The organism is Pseudomonas sp. SA233 (assembly GCF_054792385.1).
The window spans coordinates 705,513-724,487 of the sequence record NZ_CP096449.1; the positions used below are offsets into that span (position 1 = coordinate 705,513).

Consider the following 18,975-nt stretch of genomic DNA (forward strand, 5'->3'; position numbering starts at 1 on the left):
ACTGATGACCAGTTTCACTGCTGGTTAATCAGGCTAAGGTAAAATTTGTGAGTTCTGCTCGAAAGAGCAACATGCGAATTTTCGGCGAATGTCGTCTTCACAGTATAACCAGATTGCTTGGGGTTATATGGTCAAGTGAAGAAGCGCATACGGTGGATGCCTTGGCAGTCAGAGGCGATGAAAGACGTGGTAGCCTGCGATAAGCTTTGGGGAGTCGGCAAACAGACTGTGATCCAGAGATCTCTGAATGGGGGAACCCACTCAGCATAAGCTGAGTATCTTGTACTGAATACATAGGTGCAAGAGGCGAACCAGGGGAACTGAAACATCTAAGTACCCTGAGGAAAAGAAATCAACCGAGATTCCCTTAGTAGTGGCGAGCGAACGGGGACCAGCCCTTAAGTTGATTTGAGATTAGTGGAACGCTCTGGAAAGTGCGGCCATAGTGGGTGATAGCCCCGTACACGAAAATCTCTTGTCAATGAAATCGAGTAGGACGGAGCACGAGAAACTTTGTCTGAATATGGGGGGACCATCCTCCAAGGCTAAATACTACTGACTGACCGATAGTGAACCAGTACCGTGAGGGAAAGGCGAAAAGAACCCCGGAGAGGGGAGTGAAATAGAACCTGAAACCGTATGCGTACAAGCAGTGGGAGCCTACTTTGTTAGGTGACTGCGTACCTTTTGTATAATGGGTCAGCGACTTATATTCAGTGGCGAGCTTAACCGAATAGGGGAGGCGTAGCGAAAGCGAGTCTTAATAGGGCGTTTAGTCGCTGGGTATAGACCCGAAACCGGGCGATCTATCCATGGGCAGGTTGAAGGTTAGGTAACACTGACTGGAGGACCGAACCGACTACCGTTGAAAAGTTAGCGGATGACCTGTGGATCGGAGTGAAAGGCTAATCAAGCTCGGAGATAGCTGGTTCTCCTCGAAAGCTATTTAGGTAGCGCCTCATGTATCACTCCAGGGGGTAGAGCACTGTTTCGGCTAGGGGGTCATCCCGACTTACCAAACCGATGCAAACTCCGAATACCTGGAAGTGCCGAGCATGGGAGACACACGGCGGGTGCTAACGTCCGTCGTGAAAAGGGAAACAACCCAGACCGTCAGCTAAGGTCCCAAAGTCATGGTTAAGTGGGAAACGATGTGGGAAGGCTTAGACAGCTAGGAGGTTGGCTTAGAAGCAGCCACCCTTTAAAGAAAGCGTAATAGCTCACTAGTCGAGTCGGCCTGCGCGGAAGATGTAACGGGGCTCAAACCATGCACCGAAGCTACGGGTGTCATCTTTGATGACGCGGTAGAGGAGCGTTCTGTAAGCCTGTGAAGGTGAGTTGAGAAGCTTGCTGGAGGTATCAGAAGTGCGAATGCTGACATGAGTAACGACAATGCGAGTGAAAAACTCGCACGCCGAAAGACCAAGGTTTCCTGCGCAACGTTAATCGACGCAGGGTTAGTCGGTCCCTAAGGCGAGGCTGAAAAGCGTAGTCGATGGAAAACAGGTTAATATTCCTGTACTTCCAGTTATTGCGATGGAGGGACGGAGAAGGTTAGGCCAGCCTGGCGTTGGTTGTCCAGGTTTAAGGTGGTAGGCTGAAATCTTAGGCAAATCCGGGATTTCAAGGCCGAGAGCTGATGACGAGTTGCCTTCAGGCGACGAAGTGGTTGATACCATGCTTCCAAGAAAAGCTCCTAAGCTTCAGATAACTGGGAACCGTACCCCAAACCGACACAGGTGGTTAGGTAGAGAATACCAAGGCGCTTGAGAGAACTCGGGTGAAGGAACTAGGCAAAATGGCACCGTAACTTCGGGAGAAGGTGCGCCGGCGAGGGTGAAGGACTTGCTCCGTAAGCCCATGCCGGTCGAAGATACCAGGCCGCTGCGACTGTTTATTAAAAACACAGCACTCTGCAAACACGAAAGTGGACGTATAGGGTGTGACGCCTGCCCGGTGCCGGAAGGTTAATTGATGGGGTTAGCGCAAGCGAAGCTCTTGATCGAAGCCCCGGTAAACGGCGGCCGTAACTATAACGGTCCTAAGGTAGCGAAATTCCTTGTCGGGTAAGTTCCGACCTGCACGAATGGCGTAACGATGGCGGCGCTGTCTCCACCCGAGACTCAGTGAAATTGAAATCGCTGTGAAGATGCAGTGTATCCGCGGCTAGACGGAAAGACCCCGTGAACCTTTACTATAGCTTTGCACTGGACTTTGAATTTGCTTGTGTAGGATAGGTGGGAGGCTTTGAAGTGGGGACGCCAGTTCTCATGGAGCCATCCTTGAAATACCACCCTGGCAACTTTGAGGTTCTAACTCAGGTCCGTTATCCGGATCGAGGACAGTGTATGGTGGGTAGTTTGACTGGGGCGGTCTCCTCCCAAAGAGTAACGGAGGAGTACGAAGGTGCGCTCAGACCGGTCGGAAATCGGTCGTAGAGTATAAAGGCAAAAGCGCGCTTGACTGCGAGACAAACACGTCGAGCAGGTACGAAAGTAGGTCTTAGTGATCCGGTGGTTCTGTATGGAAGGGCCATCGCTCAACGGATAAAAGGTACTCCGGGGATAACAGGCTGATACCGCCCAAGAGTTCATATCGACGGCGGTGTTTGGCACCTCGATGTCGGCTCATCACATCCTGGGGCTGAAGCCGGTCCCAAGGGTATGGCTGTTCGCCATTTAAAGTGGTACGCGAGCTGGGTTTAGAACGTCGTGAGACAGTTCGGTCCCTATCTGCCGTGGACGTTTGAGATTTGAGAGGGGCTGCTCCTAGTACGAGAGGACCGGAGTGGACGAACCTCTGGTGTTCCGGTTGTCACGCCAGTGGCATTGCCGGGTAGCTATGTTCGGAAGAGATAACCGCTGAAAGCATCTAAGCGGGAAACTTGCCTCAAGATGAGATCTCACTGGGATCTTGAATCCCCTAAAGGGCCGTCGAAGACTACGACGTTGATAGGTTGGGTGTGTAAGCGCTGTGAGGCGTTGAGCTAACCAATACTAATTGCCCGTGAGGCTTGACCATATAACACCCAAGCAATTTGCTAGCGCAGATTGCGGTGGTGAAGACGAAACAACCGAAAGTTCGCAACATCACAAATATCGCATATCCGAATTCGCTGGGCTGTCCATCTGGACATTCTGGCAACAGAATTTCTTGACGACCATAGAGCATTGGAACCACCTGATCCCATCCCGAACTCAGTAGTGAAACGATGCATCGCCGATGGTAGTGTGGGGTTTCCCCATGTGAGAGTAGGTCATCGTCAAGATTCATTTCGCAAAACCCCTATCTGCGTATGCAGGTAGGGGTTTTGTCTTTATGGCGCAAAAATTCCTGGGCATACGCAGTCCCTGTGGGAGCGGGTTCACCCGCGAACACCGGCATAGCCGGTGCCATCCACCACGTCGCCCGCTTCGCGGCGGTTCGACGCCTCGACTCGCCCACACTGGTCTCCGTTCAATCGTCGCCTCCCACAATTCGAGCCAGAACACTAGAATAGGCCCACGCACCTATTCAGAAACGCTATATGCCCAATCCTGTCGAACCTGAAACCCTGGCCCAGTTGCCGTTGGACGAGCTTGTCGCCTGTCATGAATGTGACCTGCTGCTGCGCAAGCCCGTGCTCCAGCATGATGAGAAAGCCCAATGCCCGCGCTGCGGCTATGAGCTGTACGCCCATCGGCACAATGTGGTCAACCGCAGCCTGGCCCTGGTGCTCACCGCCTTGCTGCTGTTTGTGCCTGCCAATTTCCTGCCGATCATGCAGCTGCACCTGCTTGGCCAAACATCGGACGATACCGTCTGGAGCGGCGTGCTGGGCCTGTACAACTCGGAAATGCGCGGTGTGGCCGTCGTGGTTTTCCTGTGCAGCATGGCCATCCCTTTGGCAAAACTGCTCTGTCAGCTGGTCGTGCTCTTGAGTATCCGTCTGAACGTGGGGCGTAGTTTCGGCCTGCTGTTCTACCGCATCTATCACCACTTGCGTGACTGGGGCATGCTCGAGGTCTATTTCATGGGCGTGCTGGTAGCCATCGTCAAGCTGGTGGACCTGGCCGAGCTGACGGTAGGCCTGGGGCTGTTCTGCTTCATCAGCCTGTTATTGATCCAGGTGTGGCTCGAGGTGGTGATGTCACCGCATCAGATCTGGAGTGCGCTATCAGGGGAGGACCTGCATGCGGGCGATTGATGCAGGCATTCTTGTCTGCAATGAATGTCACGAGCTGAACCGGCAACAGCCAGACAGCACTTCACAAACCTGTACACGCTGCGGTGCCATCGTGCATGCCCGTCGGCCGAACAGCATCGCGCGTACCTGGGCGCTGCTGATTGCCGCGTCGATCCTGTACATCCCGGCCAACATGCTGCCGATCATGACCGTGAGCACCCTGGGCCAAGGCAGCCCCGACACGATCATGTCCGGCGTCATCACCTTGCTCAAGCATGGCATGGTGCCCATTGCTGCCGTGGTGTTCATTGCCAGTATCCTGGTGCCCACGTTCAAACTGGTGGGCATCGGCTTGCTGTTGTACTCAGTTCAGCGCCGTCAGCCGCTTTCGGCACGGCAACGGATATTGATGTACCGCTTCATCGAATTCATTGGGCGCTGGTCCATGCTCGATATCTTTGTCATCGCCATCCTGGTGGCGGTGGTGAATTTCGGCCGAATAGCCAGTGTCGAAGCCAACCTGGGCGCTGTCGCCTTTGCAACTGTGGTGATCCTGACAATGCTTGCCGCTTTAACTTTCGATCCCCGACTGATTTGGGACAACACGGAGTCGGATGACGACCATGAGTGACCTGCCAACGGCTAAAACCCGCCCAGCCTCGAACTGGTCGGCCATATGGATCCTGCCTTTGATCGCCTTGATGATCGGTGGCTGGCTTGCGTGGCAGGCTTACCGTGATGCCGGTGTGGAAATTGAAGTCCGCTTCGAGTCGGGTGAGGGTATCGTCGCCAACAAGACCGAGGTGATCTACAAGGGCATGCCGGTTGGCAAGGTCAAGAGCCTGGTGCTCGACGCCAAGGGTGAGAACCAGGGAGTGATCGCCACCATCGAGATGAACAAGGCTGCCGAGCCGCATCTGACCAAAGGCACGCGTTTCTGGCTGGTGAAGCCGAGCGTCAGCCTGGCGGGTATTTCCGGCCTGGAAACTCTGGTGTCAGGCAACTACATCGCCGTCAGCCCAGGGGAGGGGGAGCGCACCAAGCGTTTTACTGCCTTGAAGGTTGCGCCGCCGCTGTCGGACACCGAGCCGGGCCTGCACCTTACCCTCAAGGCTGAGCGGCTTGGGTCGCTCAACCGTGACAGCCCGGTGTTCTACAAGCAGATCCAGGTTGGCCGGGTTAAAAGCTACCGCCTGTCCGAGGACCAGAGCACCGTCGAGATAAAGGTCTTCATCGAGCCGGCCTATGCCAGCCTGGTGCGCAAGCACACGCGTTTCTGGAATGCCAGCGGCGTCAGCATCGATGCCTCGCTGTCGGGCGTGAAAGTGCGTAGTGAATCGCTGTCGAGCATTGTCGCCGGTGGTATCGCCTTTGCCACGCCGGAACACCGCAAGGACAGTCCACCCACCGACTCGAACCTGCCGTTCCGTCTGTATGAGGACTTTGATGCGGCCCAGGCCGGTATCCGGGTGAAGGTGAAATTGAGCGATTACGAGGGCCTGCAGGCGGGCCGTACACCGGTCATGTACAAGGGCATCCAGGTAGGCTCGCTGAAAGCCCTGACAATGGCAGACAACCTGGCCAGTGCCTCGGCCGAGCTTACGCTGGACCCGTTGGCAGAGGATTATCTGGTCGAGGGCACGCAGTTCTGGGTGGTCAAACCGTCGATTTCCCTGGCGGGTATCACTGGCCTGGAGGCGCTGGTCAAGGGTAACTACATTGCCATTCGCCCTGGTGAAAAGGGTGCGCGCCCCGAGCGTGAGTTCGAAGCCCGCGCCAAGGCGCCTCCGCTCGACCTCAAGGCACCAGGCCTGCACATGGTGCTGTTCGCCGACACCCTGGGTTCGCTGGAAGTCGGTAGCCCGGTCATGTACCGCCAGGTGAAGGTGGGTAGCGTGCAGAGCTACCAGTTCGCCCGCAACAGCAATCGCATCCTGATCGGTGTGCATATCGAGAAGGAATACGAAAAGCTGGTCAACGGTTCGTCGCGCTTCTGGAATGTCAGTGGCATCACCCTGACGGGCGGCCTGTCGGGCATCAAGATCAAGAGTGAATCACTGCAGACCCTGATGGCCGGTGGTATCGCGTTCGACACGCCACGGCCCGATGTGCCGCTCAAACGCCACATCCCACGCTTCCGCCTGCATGACAGCCAGGAGGCGGTCAACCGCGCAGGAACGTTGATCACCATTCGCGTGGACCGTGCCGACGGCCTCAAGCCAGGCACGGCGATCCGCTTCCGTGGCCTGGATGTGGGCAGCATCGAGAGCGTCGACCTGACCGATGACCTGCAGGCGGTGCTGCTGCGGGCGCGCATTACCGAAGCGGCGGACCGTATCGCCCGCGTCGGTACGCAGTTCTGGGTGGTCAAGCCAGCCTTTGGCCTGGTGCGCACGCAGAACCTCGACACCCTGGTGGGCGGGCAGTACCTGGAAGTGCAGCCGGCTGCCAAGGACCGTGGCCCGCAGCGCGATTTCATCGCCTTGGCCGACGCCCCGCAGGTGGCAGGGCCTGAAGTCGGGCTGCCGTTGACGCTGAGCGCCCCGCGCCGTGGCTCGATCAAGCCGGGCGTGCCGGTGACCTATCGTGAGGTTGCGGTGGGCAAGGTGACGGGCTTCGAGTTGGGCCAGAGTGCTGACCGCGTATTGATCCATATCCTGATCGAGCCGCGCTACGCGGCCCTGGTGCGCAGCGGCAGCCGTTTCTGGAACAGCAGCGGCTTCGGTTTCGACTGGGGACTGGTCAAGGGGGTTACGGTGCGTACCGAGTCGGTGGAGACCATGATCGACGGCGGTATCGCCTTTGCTACGCCGGATGGCGAGCAGATGGGCAACCCGGCACGGCCGCAGCAGACGTTCGCCTTGTTCGACAAGGCCGAGGATGAATGGCTGCAGTGGGCGCCGAAGATTCAGATAGCGAAGTAGCACTGGGCAAACACGGCCCTGCTTTTTGTAGGAGCGGCCTTGTGTCGCGATCGGGCTGCTCAGCAGCCCCTCGGTTTCAGCGTCGATGCTGATATTGCTGGGGCTGCTGCGCAGCCCGATCGCGACACAAGGCCGCTCCTACAAAAGCGGATCAGCGATGTTGCATAGGTCGCAGCAGCGGGGCGACGATGTGCACAAATCGCAGGCAACAAAAAACCGACCCTAGGGTCGGTTTTTCGACTAGCGCGTCGCTTAGGCAGCTGCAGCTTCTTTCAGCGCCTTGATGTGGCCATTCAGACGGCCTTTGTGACGAGCAGCCTTGTTCTTGTGGATGATGCCCTTGTCGGCCATACGGTCGATTACAGGCACAGCCAGAACGTAAGCGGCTTGCGCTTTTTCGGCGTCTTTTGCGTCGATGGCTTTGACTACATTCTTGATGTAGGTGCGGACCATGGAACGCAGGCTGGCGTTGTGGCTGCGACGCTTCTCAGCCTGTTTTGCACGTTTCTTGGCGGAAGGTGTGTTGGCCACCGTCGAGCTCCTCGAAAGACTTTAGGTAAATAGCAAACAAAATAGGCCGCGAATCATGCCGATCAGTCGAACGGATGTCAAGGCCACCTGCAAGGTTCCGCCGAGCGGTGCGCCAACAAGAGGGAAATATTCCTTTCTGCTGCGCGACCTGTAAACTCGGGAATTTTTGGCTCCCCTGCGAAGGCGCGGGAGTATCGCACATTCGGACGCTGTCTGGCAGCGTCCTCTGCCCTTGGCGTGAATCTTTTCGATGAACCTGCTCAAATCCCTGGCTGCGGTAAGCTCGATCACCATGATTTCCCGGGTGCTAGGCTTTGTCCGCGACACCATCCTGGCGCGTGTTTTCGGCGCCGGCATCGCCACCGATGCTTTCTTCATCGCCTTCAAGCTGCCCAATCTGCTGCGGCGCATCTTCGCCGAGGGCGCATTTTCCCAGGCCTTCGTGCCGATCCTGGCCGAATACAAGACTCAGCAAGGCGAGGAGGCGACCCGCACCTTCGTCGCCTATGTCAGTGGCCTGCTGACCTTGGTTCTGGCGCTGGTGACCGCCATCGGTATCCTGGCGGCGCCATGGGTGGTGTGGGCGACCGCACCAGGCTTTGTCGACAGTGCCGAAAAGTACGAACTGACCACCGCCCTGTTGCGGGTGACTTTTCCTTATATATTGCTGATCTCGCTGTCCTCCCTGGCCGGGGCAATCCTCAATACCTGGAACCGTTTCTCGGTGCCGGCCTTTACCCCGACCTTGCTGAATGTGGCGATGATTGCCTTCGCCGTGCTGCTCACGCCGTATTTCGACCCGCCCATCATGGCCCTGGCATGGGGCGTGCTGGCCGGTGGCCTGGCACAGTTGCTGTACCAGCTGCCAGCGCTGAAGAAGATCGGCATGCTCGTGCTGCCACGCCTGAACCTGCGTGATGCCGGCGTGTGGCGGGTGCTCAAGCAGATGCTGCCAGCGATCCTCGGGGTGTCGGTGAGCCAGATCTCGCTGATCATCAACACCATCTTCGCCTCCTTCCTGGTAGCCGGCTCGGTGTCGTGGATGTACTACGCCGACCGCCTCATGGAGCTGCCTTCCGGCGTACTGGGCGTGGCCCTGGGCACCATACTGCTGCCGACCCTGGCCAAGACCTACGCCAACAAGGACCGCGAGGAGTACTCACGGATCCTCGACTGGGGCCTGCGCCTGTGTTTCCTGCTGGTGCTGCCCTGCACCCTGGCCCTGGCCATCCTCGCCGAGCCTTTGACCGTGGCACTGTTCCAGTACGGCAAGTTCACTGCCGTCGACGCAGCCATGACCCAGAAGGCGCTGATCGCCTATTCGGTGGGCTTGCTGGCGATCATTCTGGTCAAGGTGCTGGCCCCGGGCTTCTATGCGCAGCAGAATATCCGTACACCGGTGAAGATCGCGGTATTCACCCTGGTCTGCACCCAACTGTTCAACCTGGCCCTGATCGGGCCGCTCGCGCATGCCGGCCTGGCCCTGGCGATCAGCCTGGGGGCCTGCCTGAACGCCGGCCTGCTGTTCTGGAAACTGCGCAGTCAGCAGCTGTTCCAGCCGCAGCCAGGCTGGGCGATATTCCTGCTCAAGCTGGTGCTGGCGGTGGGGCTGATGTCGGCGGTGTTGCTGGCCGGCATGCATTATCTGCCGGCCTGGGAACAGGGCAACATGCTCGAGCGCCTGGTGCGCCTGGGGGCTCTGGTACTGGCGGGCGTCGTGACCTATTTCGGCTGCCTGTACCTGTGCGGCTTCCGGCCTCGGCATTTCGCCCGCAAGGCCTTGCACTGAGGCATCGGGCGGGTCAGGCGTCGGTTTTTCGCATTCCACGCCGCCCTTGGGCGCTGCTGCCTGTCACCGGCGCCCGGGTGTGGTTATAATCGGCCACTTTATGAGCAAGAAGCGCGTTATGCAGCTGGTTCGAGGTCTTCACAACCTGCGCCCCGAGCACCGGGGCTGTGTCGCCACCATTGGCAACTTCGACGGGGTTCACCGCGGCCACCAGGCTATCCTGGCGCGCCTGCGCGAGCGCGGCCAGGCCTTGGGCCTGCCGACCTGCGTGGTCATCTTCGAGCCGCAACCACGCGAGTACTTCGCCCCCGACACCGCGCCGGCCCGCCTGGCCCGGCTGCGCGACAAGATCGAGCTGCTGGCGGCCGAGGGTATCGACCGGGTGCTGTGCCTGGCATTCAACCAGCGCCTGAGCAAGCTCGGCGCCGATGCCTTCGTCAAGGCCATCCTTGTCGACGGCCTGGGTGTACGCCACCTCGAAGTGGGCGATGACTTCCGCTTTGGCTGCGACCGCGCCGGCGACTTCGCATTCCTGGTCGAGGCCGGCAAGCAGTACGGCTTCACCGTCGAGGCTGCCAACACGGTGATCCAGGACGGCCTGCGGGTCAGCAGCACCGAAGTGCGCAAGGCCCTGTCCGAAGGCAACTTCGAGCTGGCCGAGCACCTGCTGGGCCGCCCGTACCGCATCAGCGGCCGCGTGCTGCATGGCCAGAAGCTGGCCCGCCAGCTCGGCACACCTACCGCCAACATCCAGCTCAAGCGCCGCCGCGTGCCGCTGTCCGGGGTCTACCTGGCCAGCATCGAAATCGACGGCAAGGCCTGGCCGGGTGTCGGCAATATCGGCGTGCGCCCCACCGTTGCCGGTGATGGGCGCCCGCACCTGGAGATTCATCTGCTGGACTATGCCGGCGACCTTTACGGCCGGCGCCTGACGGTGGAGTTCCACCACAAGCTGCGTGAAGAGCAGCGATTCGCCTCCCTGGAGGCGCTGAAGTCGGCGATCGATGCGGATATCGCCGCCGCACGTGCACATTGGCACGCTCAACCGCTAACGAAGAGCCTGAAATGACCGACTACAAAGCCACGCTTAACCTTCCGGACACCGCCTTCCCCATGAAGGCCGGCCTGCCTCAGCGCGAACCGCAGATCCTGCAGCGCTGGGACAGCATTGGCCTGTACCAGAAGCTGCGCGAAATTGGCAAGGATCGTCCCAAGTTCGTCCTGCACGACGGCCCGCCCTATGCCAACGGCAAGATTCATATCGGTCATGCGCTGAACAAGATCCTCAAGGACATGATCGTCCGTTCCAAGACCCTGGCCGGCTTCGATGCGCCGTATGTGCCGGGCTGGGACTGCCATGGCCTGCCGATCGAGCACAAGGTCGAGGTCACCCACGGCAAGCATCTGTCCGCCGACCGCACTCGCGAGCTGTGCCGCGAGTACGCCGCCGAGCAGATCGAAGGGCAGAAGACCGAGTTCATCCGCCTGGGCGTGCTGGGTGACTGGGACAACCCGTACAAGACCATGAACTTTGCCAACGAGGCCGGCGAAATCCGCGCCCTGGCCGAGATGGTCAAGCAAGGCTTCGTGTTCAAGGGCCTGAAGCCTGTGAACTGGTGCTTCGATTGCGGTTCGGCCCTGGCCGAGGCCGAAGTCGAGTACGCCGACAAGAAATCGCAGACCATCGACGTTGCCTTCCCGGTAGCCGATGACGCCAAGCTGGCTGCTGCCTTCGGTTTGGCTTCGCTGGCCAAGCCGGCTGCCATCGTGATCTGGACCACCACCCCGTGGACTATCCCGGCCAACCAGGCGCTGAACATCCACCCGGAGTTCAAGTACGCCCTGGTCGACACCGGCGAGCGTCTGCTGGTTCTGGCCGAAGAGCTGGTCGAGTCGTGCCTCAAGCGCTACAGCCTGGAAGGCTCGGTCATTGCCACCGCCCAGGGTTCGGCACTGGAACTGATCAACTTCCGCCACCCGTTCTATGACCGCCTGTCGCCAATCTACCTGGCTGACTACGTCGAGCTGGGCGCCGGTACCGGCGTGGTGCACTCCTCGCCAGCCTACGGTGAAGACGACTTCGTCACCTGCAAGCGCTACGGCATGGTCAACGACGACATCCTCACCCCGGTGCAGAGCAACGGCGTGTATGTGGACTCGCTGCCATTCTTCGGCGGCCAGTTCATCTGGAAGGCCAACCCGGCCATCGTCGAGAAGCTGAGCGAAGTCGGCGCGCTGATGCACACCGAAACCATCAGCCACAGCTACATGCACTGCTGGCGCCACAAGACCCCGCTGATCTACCGCGCCACCGCGCAGTGGTTCGTGGGTATGGACAAGCAGCCGACCACCGGCGAGCCGCTGCGTGAGCGCGCACTTAAAGCCATCGAAGACACCAAGTTCGTCCCGGCCTGGGGCCAGGCGCGCCTGCATTCGATGATCGCCAACCGCCCGGACTGGTGCATCTCCCGTCAGCGCAACTGGGGTGTACCGATCCCGTTTTTCCTGCACAAGCAGACCGGCGAGCTGCACCCACGCACCGTCGAGCTGATGGAAGCAGTGGCCAAGCGCGTCGAACAGGAAGGCATCGAGGCCTGGTTCAAGCTGGACGCCGCCGAACTGCTGGGCGCTGAAGCCGAGCAGTACGACAAGATCACCGACACCCTCGACGTGTGGTTCGACTCGGGTACCACCCACTGGCACGTGCTGCGTGGCTCGCATGACATCGGCCACGCCACCGGCCCGCGTGCCGACCTGTACCTGGAAGGTTCCGACCAGCACCGCGGCTGGTTCCACTCGTCCTTGCTGACCGGTTGCGCCATCGACGGCCACGCGCCGTACCGCGAGCTGCTGACCCACGGCTTCACCGTGGACGAGAACGGCCGCAAGATGTCCAAGTCGCTGGGCAACACCATCGAGCCGGAGAAGGTCAACAACACCCTGGGTGCCGATATCCTGCGCCTGTGGGTTGCCGCTACCGACTATTCCGGTGAAATGGCCGTTTCCGAGCAGATCCTGCAGCGCAGCGCCGACGCCTACCGCCGTATCCGCAACACTGCACGCTTCCTGCTCTCCAACCTGTCCGGCTTCGACCCGGCCCGCGACTTGCTGGCCCCGGAAGACATGCTGGCGCTGGACCGCTGGGCGGTTGACCGTACCCTGCTGCTGCAACGCGAGCTGGAAGAGCACTACAGCGAGTACCGTTTCTGGAACGTCTACTCCAAGGTGCACAACTTCTGCGTGCAGGAACTGGGCGGCTTCTACCTCGACATCATCAAGGACCGCCAGTACACCACCGGCGCCAACAGTGTCGCTCGCCGTTCCTGCCAGACCGCGCTCTACCACATCAGCGAGGCGCTGGTGCGCTGGATCGCGCCGATCCTGGCGTTTACGGCCGACGAAATCTGGCAGTACCTGCCAGGCGAGCGCAACGAGTCGGTAATGCTCAACGGCTGGTACGAAGGCCTGAGCGAGCTGCCGGAAGGTACCGAACTGGACCGCGCCTACTGGGACCGCGTGATGGCCGTCAAGGCATCGGTCAACAAGGAGCTGGAAAACCAGCGTACCGCCAAGGTCATCGGCGGCAACCTGCAGGCCGAAGTCACCCTGTACGCCGACGAAGGCCTGAGCGCCGACCTGGGCAAGCTGGGCGACGAATTGCGCTTCGTGCTGATCACCTCGGCTGCCAGCGTGGTGCCATTCGCGCAAGCGCCGGCCGAAGCGGTGGCCACCGAAGTCGAAGGCCTCAAGCTGCAAGTGGTCAAGTCCGGCCACACCAAGTGCGGCCGTTGCTGGCACTTCCGCGCCGACGTCGGCAGCCACCCGGAGCATCCGGAAATCTGCGGCCGTTGCGTCGACAACCTGAGCGGTTCCGGCGAGGTGCGCCACTATGCCTAACCCTGTAGCGGGGCGCTTCGGGCGCCTTGCATGGCTTTGGCTGAGCCTGGTGGTACTGGTCCTCGACCAGGCCACCAAGCTGTATTTCAACAATGCCCTGACCATGTACCAGCAGGTTGTCGTCATCCCTGACTACTTCAGCTGGACCCTGGCCTACAACACCGGCGCGGCGTTCAGCTTCCTGGCGGAAAGCTCGGGCTGGCAGCGCTGGCTGTTCGCCCTGATCGCCGTGGTTGTCAGTGCCGTGCTGGTAGTGTGGCTCAAGCGCCTGGGGCGCAACGAGACCTGGCTGGCCGTGGCGCTGGCGCTGGTGCTGGGTGGCGCGATCGGCAACCTGTACGACCGCGTCGTGCTCGGCCATGTGGTCGACTTCATCCTGGTGCACTGGCAGAACCGCCATTACTTCCCGGCCTTCAACCTGGCCGACAGCGCCATCACCGTTGGTGCGGTGATGCTGGCGCTGGATATGTTCAAGAGCAAGAAGTCCGAGGATCCGGTCCATGACTGACACCCGTATCGGCCAGAACACCGAAGTCACCCTGCACTTCGCGCTGCACCTGGAAAACGGCGACACCGTCGACAGCACGTTCGACAAGGCCCCGGCCACCTTCAAGGTTGGCGATGGCAACCTGCTGCCAGGGTTCGAGAACGCCCTGTTCGGCTTCAAGGGCGGCGACAAGCGTACCGTCGTGGTGGCACCGGAGAACGCATTCGGCCAGCCAAACCCGCAGAACGTGCAAGTCATGCCACGGTCTCAGTTCGAGGGCATGGAGCTGTCCGAAGGGCTGTTGATCATCTTCAACGACGCCGCCAACACCGAGCTGCCGGGTGTGGTCAAAGCGTTCGATGACGACCAGGTGACCATCGACTTCAATCACCCATTGGCTGGCAAGACCCTGACCTTCGAGGTGGAGATCCTCGAGGTGAAGGCCCTGTAAGCCTGGAGCCGAGCATGCAAATCAAACTCGCCAACCCTCGCGGCTTCTGCGCGGGGGTCGACCGGGCGATCGAGATCGTCAACCGCGCGCTGGAAGTCTTCGGCCCGCCGATCTATGTGCGTCACGAAGTGGTGCACAACAAGTTCGTGGTGGAAGACCTGCGCAACCGTGGCGCCATCTTTGTCGAAGAGCTGGACCAGGTACCGGACGACGTCATCGTCATCTTCAGTGCCCACGGGGTTTCCCAGGCCGTGCGCCAGGAAGCTGCTGGCCGTGGCCTGAAAGTGTTCGATGCCACCTGCCCGCTGGTGACCAAGGTGCACATCGAAGTGGCCAAGTACAGCCGCGACGGCCGTGAGTGCATTCTCATCGGCCACGAAGGGCATCCGGAGGTCGAAGGCACCATGGGCCAGTACGACGCCAGCAACGGTGGCGCCATCTACCTCGTCGAAGACGAGGAGGATGTTGCCAACCTGCAGGTGAAGGACCCGGACCACCTGGCGTTCGTCACCCAGACCACGCTGTCGATGGACGACACCAGTCGTGTGATCGACGCCCTGCGTGCGCGCTTCCCGAACATTGGCGGCCCGCGCAAGGACGACATCTGCTACGCCACCCAGAACCGCCAGGACGCGGTCAAGCAACTGGCGGACGAGTGCGACGTGGTACTGGTGGTCGGCAGCCCGAACAGCTCCAACTCCAACCGCCTGCGCGAGCTGGCCGAGCGCATGGGCACCCCGGCCTACCTGATCGACGGTGCCGAGGACCTGCAGCGTGGCTGGTTCGACCAGACGGCGCGGGTCGGCATCACCGCTGGCGCTTCGGCTCCCGAAGTGCTGGTGCGTGGCGTGATCGAGCAGCTCAAGGCCTGGGGCGCCACCGGTGCTGAAGAGCTGGATGGGCGGGAAGAGAACATCACCTTCTCCATGCCCAAGGAACTGCGGGTTCGGTCGCTGATCTGAAACGGCACCCACCTGGTGCTGTTTTATGTGGGAGCGGCCTTGTGTCGCGAAAGGGCCGCTCCCACAACGACCACGTATGCTAGCTGGAGGTGTCTTTGCATCGGGATTTTTTTGGCTCTCCCATCTGTACGTTGACCCTGCCAGTCGATGCCATCACAACTTGATACTGGCTAGTTGCGGTCAAGCGCTCGCAAATCTCCATCGTTGAACCTAACCAATTACCGTTGGCCCCAAGCGGAACACCCTGCGCACTGAATTTCAGCTGCTCACCGCGATTGCTCGTGATCTTCAGCGGCCGTGAAAGACGCTGCTCGCGCAGCACCTGCCCGTTATGCTCCAGCATCACCTGCCAACCATTCCCCCAGTTACCGTCCAACGCCTGCACCAACACCGGCTGGCTTTGCAACATGGCATGGCTGCGCGCACTGCGCAGCGCCTGCGCCAAGTCACGCGCAGCTGCCGCCCTGTGTAGGTCGTCGCTCAATCTGGCGTAGGCCGGCATGCCGAGCTGTGTCAGCAATACGGCCACCGCCAGGGCCGACAACATTTGTATCAGTGTTACACCTCGTTGCTTCACCGTGCATTCCTCCCTGGAAGTGCTTGGCTGTAGCTTCACGGTCGTTGGACCGGCGGTCCAGTCGCCCGGGTTCAATGCAATTGCAGGAAAAGTCGCAGGAGGTGCAGGGATGCACGCAAGACAGCGGGGCATGACGCTTCTGGAAGTGTTGTTGGCGGTGGTAGTGGTGGCTGTGGGTATATTCGCAGCGGCAGGCCTGCAACTGCAGGCATTGCAGGCTGCGGAGGACGCGCGCCGCGATGGACAGGCGGCAATGGCGGCGCACAGTGAGCAGGAAAGGGGGCGGCCATGAGTCGCGGCCAGCGTGGTTTCGGCTTGCTTGAGGTGATGCTGGCGCTGACCATCGGGTTGCTGCTGTTGGCGGCGGCCAGCCAGCTATTCGCCTCGGCCCACCATACCTGGCGGCTGCAAAGCACGGCAGTACGCATGCAGGATGAGGCACGCCTGGCATTGCTGCGAATGGCCCAGGATATCCGCATGACCGGGATGTTCGGCTGCCTGCGACTGCGGCCAAAGCACTTCGGCAGTTCGAGCGCAGAGCACGCATTCGCCCGGCCGATGGAAGTCGAAGCATCCACCCTTAGCCTGGTCGTTGCGGAGTTACCTGGGCAAGCCGGGGGCCCGCAGTGGTTCCTGCACACGGACTGTACTAGCAAAGTGTCTGTGGACGATGAGTTGAAGGAGGGCTACCCACAGGTTTACCCCATCAGCAGATATGTCTACCAACTCCAGGGCAATACGCTGAGATTCAAACGCAACAAAAGCAACTTCCAGCCGCTGGTTGAAAATGTGCGCTCAATACGTTTCCAGCGTGTGCAAATGGCACAGGGTGAGGGGGTGGATATTGCCCTGACGCTTTACGAACCCAGGCTCGAACTTGAACAGCACCATGAACTGAGCGTCGCAATCCGCAACCCGGTGCCGGCCTCATGAATCGTCAGCGTGGCATAGTCCTGTTGTTGGCCTTGGTCCTGAGCCTGCTGCTTGGGCTGCTTGCGGCGTCCGCCCTGCGTGATGCGCTGGCGCAAACGCGAATGACCGGCTATCTGAGCGAAGGCCTGCTGGCGCTGGAGCAGGCCGAGGCCACGCTGCTGGCAGGGGCAGGCGAGCTCGAGCGGGCTCCCCCCGACCCTTGCGAGGCGTGCCCGCCACCCGCTCGACCGCATGACCTGAGCGGGCAGTGGCAGCGTACGCGAACCGGCTATTTCCATTTGCAGAATCTGGGTACCAGCGAACACGCGGCGCATATGCCGGAAGGGCAGCAGGTCACCCTGTACCGCGTCACCGCCGTCAGCCTGCAAACCCAGTCACGGCATGTGCTGGAAGCGGTCTACGCCATGGCCGGCGACACAACCCGGCGCATTGCCTGGCGGCAGAGATTGCGAGGAGACTGACATGCAGCAAGGCTTGAGCCTGATCGAGTTGTTGATTGTGCTGGCCGTGACCGGCATTCTGGCAGCCATTGCCTACCCCAGTTACAGCGACCAGCTACGGCGAGCCGCGCGCAGCGAAGTGGTTGGCCTGCTGCATGATGCCGCCCTGCGCCTGGAGCGCCACCGCGTACGCACTGGCCAATACGCCGAGGGCGACCCGGCGTTGCCCGACGGTACCCGCTATTACAGCCTGCAGGCCCAGCGCGACAGCGACACCTTCACGCTGCGCGCCCGGCGGCTGCCGAGCGGGCTGATGGCGCAGGACCGCTGTGGCGATTTCCAGCTCGACCAGGCCGGCGTGCAGCGCAATCCGGGTGCCGTCGAAGACAGCGTGCACTGCTGGGGAAGCTGAAGGTTGAATGATGCCCGGTGCATCGCGGATTTACTTCAGGTGTTGGATCGACAGATGAGCAAGCAAGTAGTGGTGGTCGGCGGCGGGGTGATCGGCCTGCTGACGGCATTCAACCTGGCGGCGAAGGTCGGGCAGGTGGTGGTGTGCGATCAGGGGGAAGTCGGCCGCGAGTCGTCCTGGGCTGGCGGTGGCATCGTCTCGCCGCTGTACCCGTGGCGTTACAGCCCGGCGGTGACCGCCCTGGCACACTGGTCGCAAGACTTTTATCCGCAGCTGGGCGAGCGTTTGTTCGCCAGCACCGGCGTCGACCCCGAAGTGCACACCACGGGCCTGTACTGGCTCGACCTGGACGACGAGGCCGAAGCGCTGGCCTGGGCCGAGCGTGAGCAGCGGCCGCTGAGTGCCGTGGATATTTCGGCGGCCTATGACGCGGTGCCGGTGCTGGGCCCGGGCTTCAAGCGTGCCATCTACATGGCCGGCGTGGCCAACGTGCGCAACCCGCGCCTGGTGAAGTCGCTCAAGGCGGCGTTGCTGGCGTTGCCCAACGTGACCTTGCGTGAGCACTGCCAGGTTACCGGTTTTGTCCAGCAGGGCGGTCGCGTGACCGGGGTGCAGACGGCAGACGGCGTGCTGGCGGCGGATGAGGTGGTGCTCAGTGCTGGCGCGTGGAGTGGCGACCTGCTGCGTACGCTCGGCCTGGAGCTGCCGGTGGAGCCGGTGAAGGGCCAGATGATTTTGTTCAAATGTGCCGAAGACTTCCTGCCGAGCATGGTGCTGGCCAAGGGGCGCTATGCGATCCCGCGGCGTGACGGGCATATTCTGGTGGGTAGCACGCTGGAGCATGCCGGGTACGACAAGACCCCGACCGAGGAGGCGTTGGAGAGCCTGAAGGCCTCGGCGGTGGAGTTGCTGCCTGAGCTCGAGGGGGCCACGGTGGTGGCGCACTGGGCCGGGCTGCGGCCGGGGTCGCCGGAAGGTATTCCGTATATCGGGCCGGTGCCGGGGCATGCGGGGTTGTGGTTGAACTGCGGGCATTACCGCAACGGGCTGGTGCTGGCGCCGGCTTCGTGCCAGCTGTTTGCCGACCTGTTGACCGGGGTAGAGCCGATCATTGACCCGGCGCCGTATGCGCCAGCCGGGCGGCTGGGCTGAGGGCCTCTTCGCGGGTAGAGCACAGGTTTCGAAAACTGTGCGATCCCTGTGGGAGATCACCCAGCCCTTCCGGGCTGCGCTGTCGCGCAGCAAACATGAGGCGCATGACTTCAGATCTGTGGCAGCGCTGACATTTTGAAAAAGAAAAGGCGGCTGGCCTATTAGGGCCAGCCGCCTTTCGCTTTGTTAGGGTTTGAGCGCGCGGGACAGAGATCGTAGCCAGCACTGGTGTGTGTCAGCACACCCGCGTGGGAG

At 60.9% G+C, this 18,975-nt stretch carries 16 protein-coding genes and 2 rRNA genes; 16 read left to right on the forward strand and 2 right to left on the reverse strand.

The features are described from left to right. The first annotated feature begins 129 nt into the window (after window positions 1–129). From M1D87_RS03250 to M1D87_RS03270, 5 genes are all read left to right on the forward strand, one after another. Window positions 130–3,021 (forward strand): 23S ribosomal RNA (locus M1D87_RS03250). Between the two features lie 131 nt (window positions 3,022–3,152). Further along, a 5S ribosomal RNA gene (gene rrf, locus M1D87_RS03255) occupies window positions 3,153–3,268 on the forward strand. A 258-nt stretch (window positions 3,269–3,526) separates the two neighbouring features. Then, on the forward strand, window positions 3,527–4,186 hold the full coding sequence (locus M1D87_RS03260; RefSeq protein WP_013970746.1) for a paraquat-inducible protein A: 660 nt from the start codon (window positions 3,527–3,529) through the stop codon (window positions 4,184–4,186). Continuing rightward, window positions 4,173–4,796: a paraquat-inducible protein A gene (locus M1D87_RS03265; protein ID WP_015268842.1), complete on the forward strand. Its 624-nt coding sequence runs from the start codon at window positions 4,173–4,175 to the stop codon at window positions 4,794–4,796. The genes M1D87_RS03260 and M1D87_RS03265 overlap by 14 nt, the downstream gene beginning before the upstream one ends. After that, window positions 4,789–7,089 carry a PqiB family protein gene (locus M1D87_RS03270; RefSeq protein ID WP_015268843.1) on the forward strand — a complete coding sequence of 767 codons (2,301 nt, stop codon included), beginning with the start codon at window positions 4,789–4,791 and terminating at the stop codon, window positions 7,087–7,089. The genes M1D87_RS03265 and M1D87_RS03270 overlap by 8 nt, the downstream gene beginning before the upstream one ends. A gap of 252 nt (window positions 7,090–7,341) precedes the next feature. Here the strand turns inward: M1D87_RS03270 and rpsT are convergent, their stop codons facing one another. Further along, a complete protein-coding gene (gene rpsT / locus M1D87_RS03275; RefSeq protein ID WP_003247625.1) occupies window positions 7,342–7,620 on the reverse strand; it encodes a 30S ribosomal protein S20 in 279 nt (92 codons plus the stop codon). 250 nt (window positions 7,621–7,870) lie between these two features. Here rpsT and murJ point away from each other — a divergent pair, with 250 nt between their 5' ends. The 6 genes from murJ (at window position 7,871) to ispH (ending at window position 15,206) form a co-directional block, all read left to right on the forward strand. Further along, window positions 7,871–9,409 carry a murein biosynthesis integral membrane protein MurJ gene (gene murJ, locus M1D87_RS03280; RefSeq protein ID WP_123084946.1) on the forward strand — a complete coding sequence of 513 codons (1,539 nt, stop codon included), beginning with the start codon at window positions 7,871–7,873 and terminating at the stop codon, window positions 9,407–9,409. Window positions 9,410–9,527: 118 nt separating this feature from the next. Continuing rightward, window positions 9,528–10,478, forward strand: a complete 951-nt coding sequence (ribF, locus tag M1D87_RS03285; protein WP_023660619.1) for a bifunctional riboflavin kinase/FAD synthetase — start codon at window positions 9,528–9,530, stop codon at window positions 10,476–10,478. Continuing rightward, complete coding sequence (gene ileS / locus M1D87_RS03290; protein WP_061552036.1) at window positions 10,475–13,306, forward strand: isoleucine--tRNA ligase; 2,832 nt, start codon at window positions 10,475–10,477, stop codon at window positions 13,304–13,306. The genes ribF and ileS overlap by 4 nt, the downstream gene beginning before the upstream one ends. After that, window positions 13,299–13,814, forward strand: coding sequence for a signal peptidase II (gene lspA, locus M1D87_RS03295; RefSeq protein WP_003258216.1), 516 nt, complete (start codon window positions 13,299–13,301; stop codon window positions 13,812–13,814). The genes ileS and lspA overlap by 8 nt, the downstream gene beginning before the upstream one ends. Continuing rightward, complete coding sequence (fkpB, locus tag M1D87_RS03300; protein ID WP_003258215.1) at window positions 13,807–14,244, forward strand: FKBP-type peptidyl-prolyl cis-trans isomerase; 438 nt, start codon at window positions 13,807–13,809, stop codon at window positions 14,242–14,244. Before lspA ends, fkpB begins: the two co-directional genes overlap by 8 nt. A gap of 14 nt (window positions 14,245–14,258) precedes the next feature. Beyond that, a complete protein-coding gene (gene ispH / locus M1D87_RS03305) occupies window positions 14,259–15,206 on the forward strand; it encodes a 4-hydroxy-3-methylbut-2-enyl diphosphate reductase (protein ID WP_013970753.1) in 948 nt (315 codons plus the stop codon). A 79-nt stretch (window positions 15,207–15,285) separates the two neighbouring features. On the opposite strand, the gene M1D87_RS03310 is transcribed toward ispH, so the two are convergent. Then, window positions 15,286–15,783 (reverse strand): GspH/FimT family pseudopilin, encoded by a 498-nt coding sequence (locus M1D87_RS03310; RefSeq protein WP_024086212.1) that lies wholly within the window; start codon window positions 15,781–15,783, stop codon window positions 15,286–15,288. 109 nt (window positions 15,784–15,892) lie between these two features. On the opposite strand from M1D87_RS03310, the gene M1D87_RS03315 reads away from it, so the two are divergent. From M1D87_RS03315 to thiO, 5 genes are read left to right on the forward strand one after another with little or no spacing between them, the layout of a single operon-like run. Beyond that, window positions 15,893–16,075: a prepilin-type N-terminal cleavage/methylation domain-containing protein gene (locus tag M1D87_RS03315; RefSeq protein WP_123084945.1), complete on the forward strand. Its 183-nt coding sequence runs from the start codon at window positions 15,893–15,895 to the stop codon at window positions 16,073–16,075. After that, on the forward strand, window positions 16,072–16,716 hold the full coding sequence (locus M1D87_RS03320; protein ID WP_123084944.1) for a PilW family protein: 645 nt from the start codon (window positions 16,072–16,074) through the stop codon (window positions 16,714–16,716). Before M1D87_RS03315 ends, M1D87_RS03320 begins: the two co-directional genes overlap by 4 nt. Continuing rightward, complete coding sequence (locus M1D87_RS03325; RefSeq protein ID WP_039614945.1) at window positions 16,713–17,177, forward strand: hypothetical protein; 465 nt, start codon at window positions 16,713–16,715, stop codon at window positions 17,175–17,177. The genes M1D87_RS03320 and M1D87_RS03325 overlap by 4 nt, the downstream gene beginning before the upstream one ends. Before the next feature lies 1 nt (window position 17,178). Continuing rightward, the gene (locus tag M1D87_RS03330; protein ID WP_013970758.1) at window positions 17,179–17,568 is read left to right on the forward strand and encodes a type IV pilin protein; all 390 of its coding nucleotides are present in this window, start codon (window positions 17,179–17,181) and stop codon (window positions 17,566–17,568) included. A 54-nt stretch (window positions 17,569–17,622) separates the two neighbouring features. Then, a complete protein-coding gene (gene thiO / locus M1D87_RS03335; protein WP_024086214.1) occupies window positions 17,623–18,720 on the forward strand; it encodes a glycine oxidase ThiO in 1,098 nt (365 codons plus the stop codon). Window positions 18,721–18,975 lie beyond the last annotated feature (255 nt).

Excerpts from the sequence above, each read along its gene's own strand:
- M1D87_RS03260 (WP_013970746.1), top strand. The coding sequence starts at position 3,527 with ATGCCCAATCCTGTCGAACCTGAAACCCTGGCCCAGTTGCCGTTGGAC.
- M1D87_RS03265 (WP_015268842.1), top strand. The coding sequence starts at position 4,173 with ATGCGGGCGATTGATGCAGGCATTCTTGTCTGCAATGAATGTCACGAG.
- M1D87_RS03270 (WP_015268843.1), top strand. The coding sequence starts at position 4,789 with ATGAGTGACCTGCCAACGGCTAAAACCCGCCCAGCCTCGAACTGGTCG.
- murJ (WP_123084946.1), top strand. The coding sequence starts at position 7,871 with ATGAACCTGCTCAAATCCCTGGCTGCGGTAAGCTCGATCACCATGATT.
- ribF (WP_023660619.1), top strand. The coding sequence starts at position 9,528 with ATGCAGCTGGTTCGAGGTCTTCACAACCTGCGCCCCGAGCACCGGGGC.
- ileS (WP_061552036.1), top strand. The coding sequence starts at position 10,475 with ATGACCGACTACAAAGCCACGCTTAACCTTCCGGACACCGCCTTCCCC.
- lspA (WP_003258216.1), top strand. The coding sequence starts at position 13,299 with ATGCCTAACCCTGTAGCGGGGCGCTTCGGGCGCCTTGCATGGCTTTGG.
- fkpB (WP_003258215.1), top strand. The coding sequence starts at position 13,807 with ATGACTGACACCCGTATCGGCCAGAACACCGAAGTCACCCTGCACTTC.
- ispH (WP_013970753.1), top strand. The coding sequence starts at position 14,259 with ATGCAAATCAAACTCGCCAACCCTCGCGGCTTCTGCGCGGGGGTCGAC.
- M1D87_RS03315 (WP_123084945.1), top strand. The coding sequence starts at position 15,893 with ATGCACGCAAGACAGCGGGGCATGACGCTTCTGGAAGTGTTGTTGGCG.
- M1D87_RS03320 (WP_123084944.1), top strand. The coding sequence starts at position 16,072 with ATGAGTCGCGGCCAGCGTGGTTTCGGCTTGCTTGAGGTGATGCTGGCG.
- M1D87_RS03325 (WP_039614945.1), top strand. The coding sequence starts at position 16,713 with ATGAATCGTCAGCGTGGCATAGTCCTGTTGTTGGCCTTGGTCCTGAGC.
- M1D87_RS03330 (WP_013970758.1), top strand. The coding sequence starts at position 17,179 with ATGCAGCAAGGCTTGAGCCTGATCGAGTTGTTGATTGTGCTGGCCGTG.
- thiO (WP_024086214.1), top strand. The coding sequence starts at position 17,623 with ATGAGCAAGCAAGTAGTGGTGGTCGGCGGCGGGGTGATCGGCCTGCTG.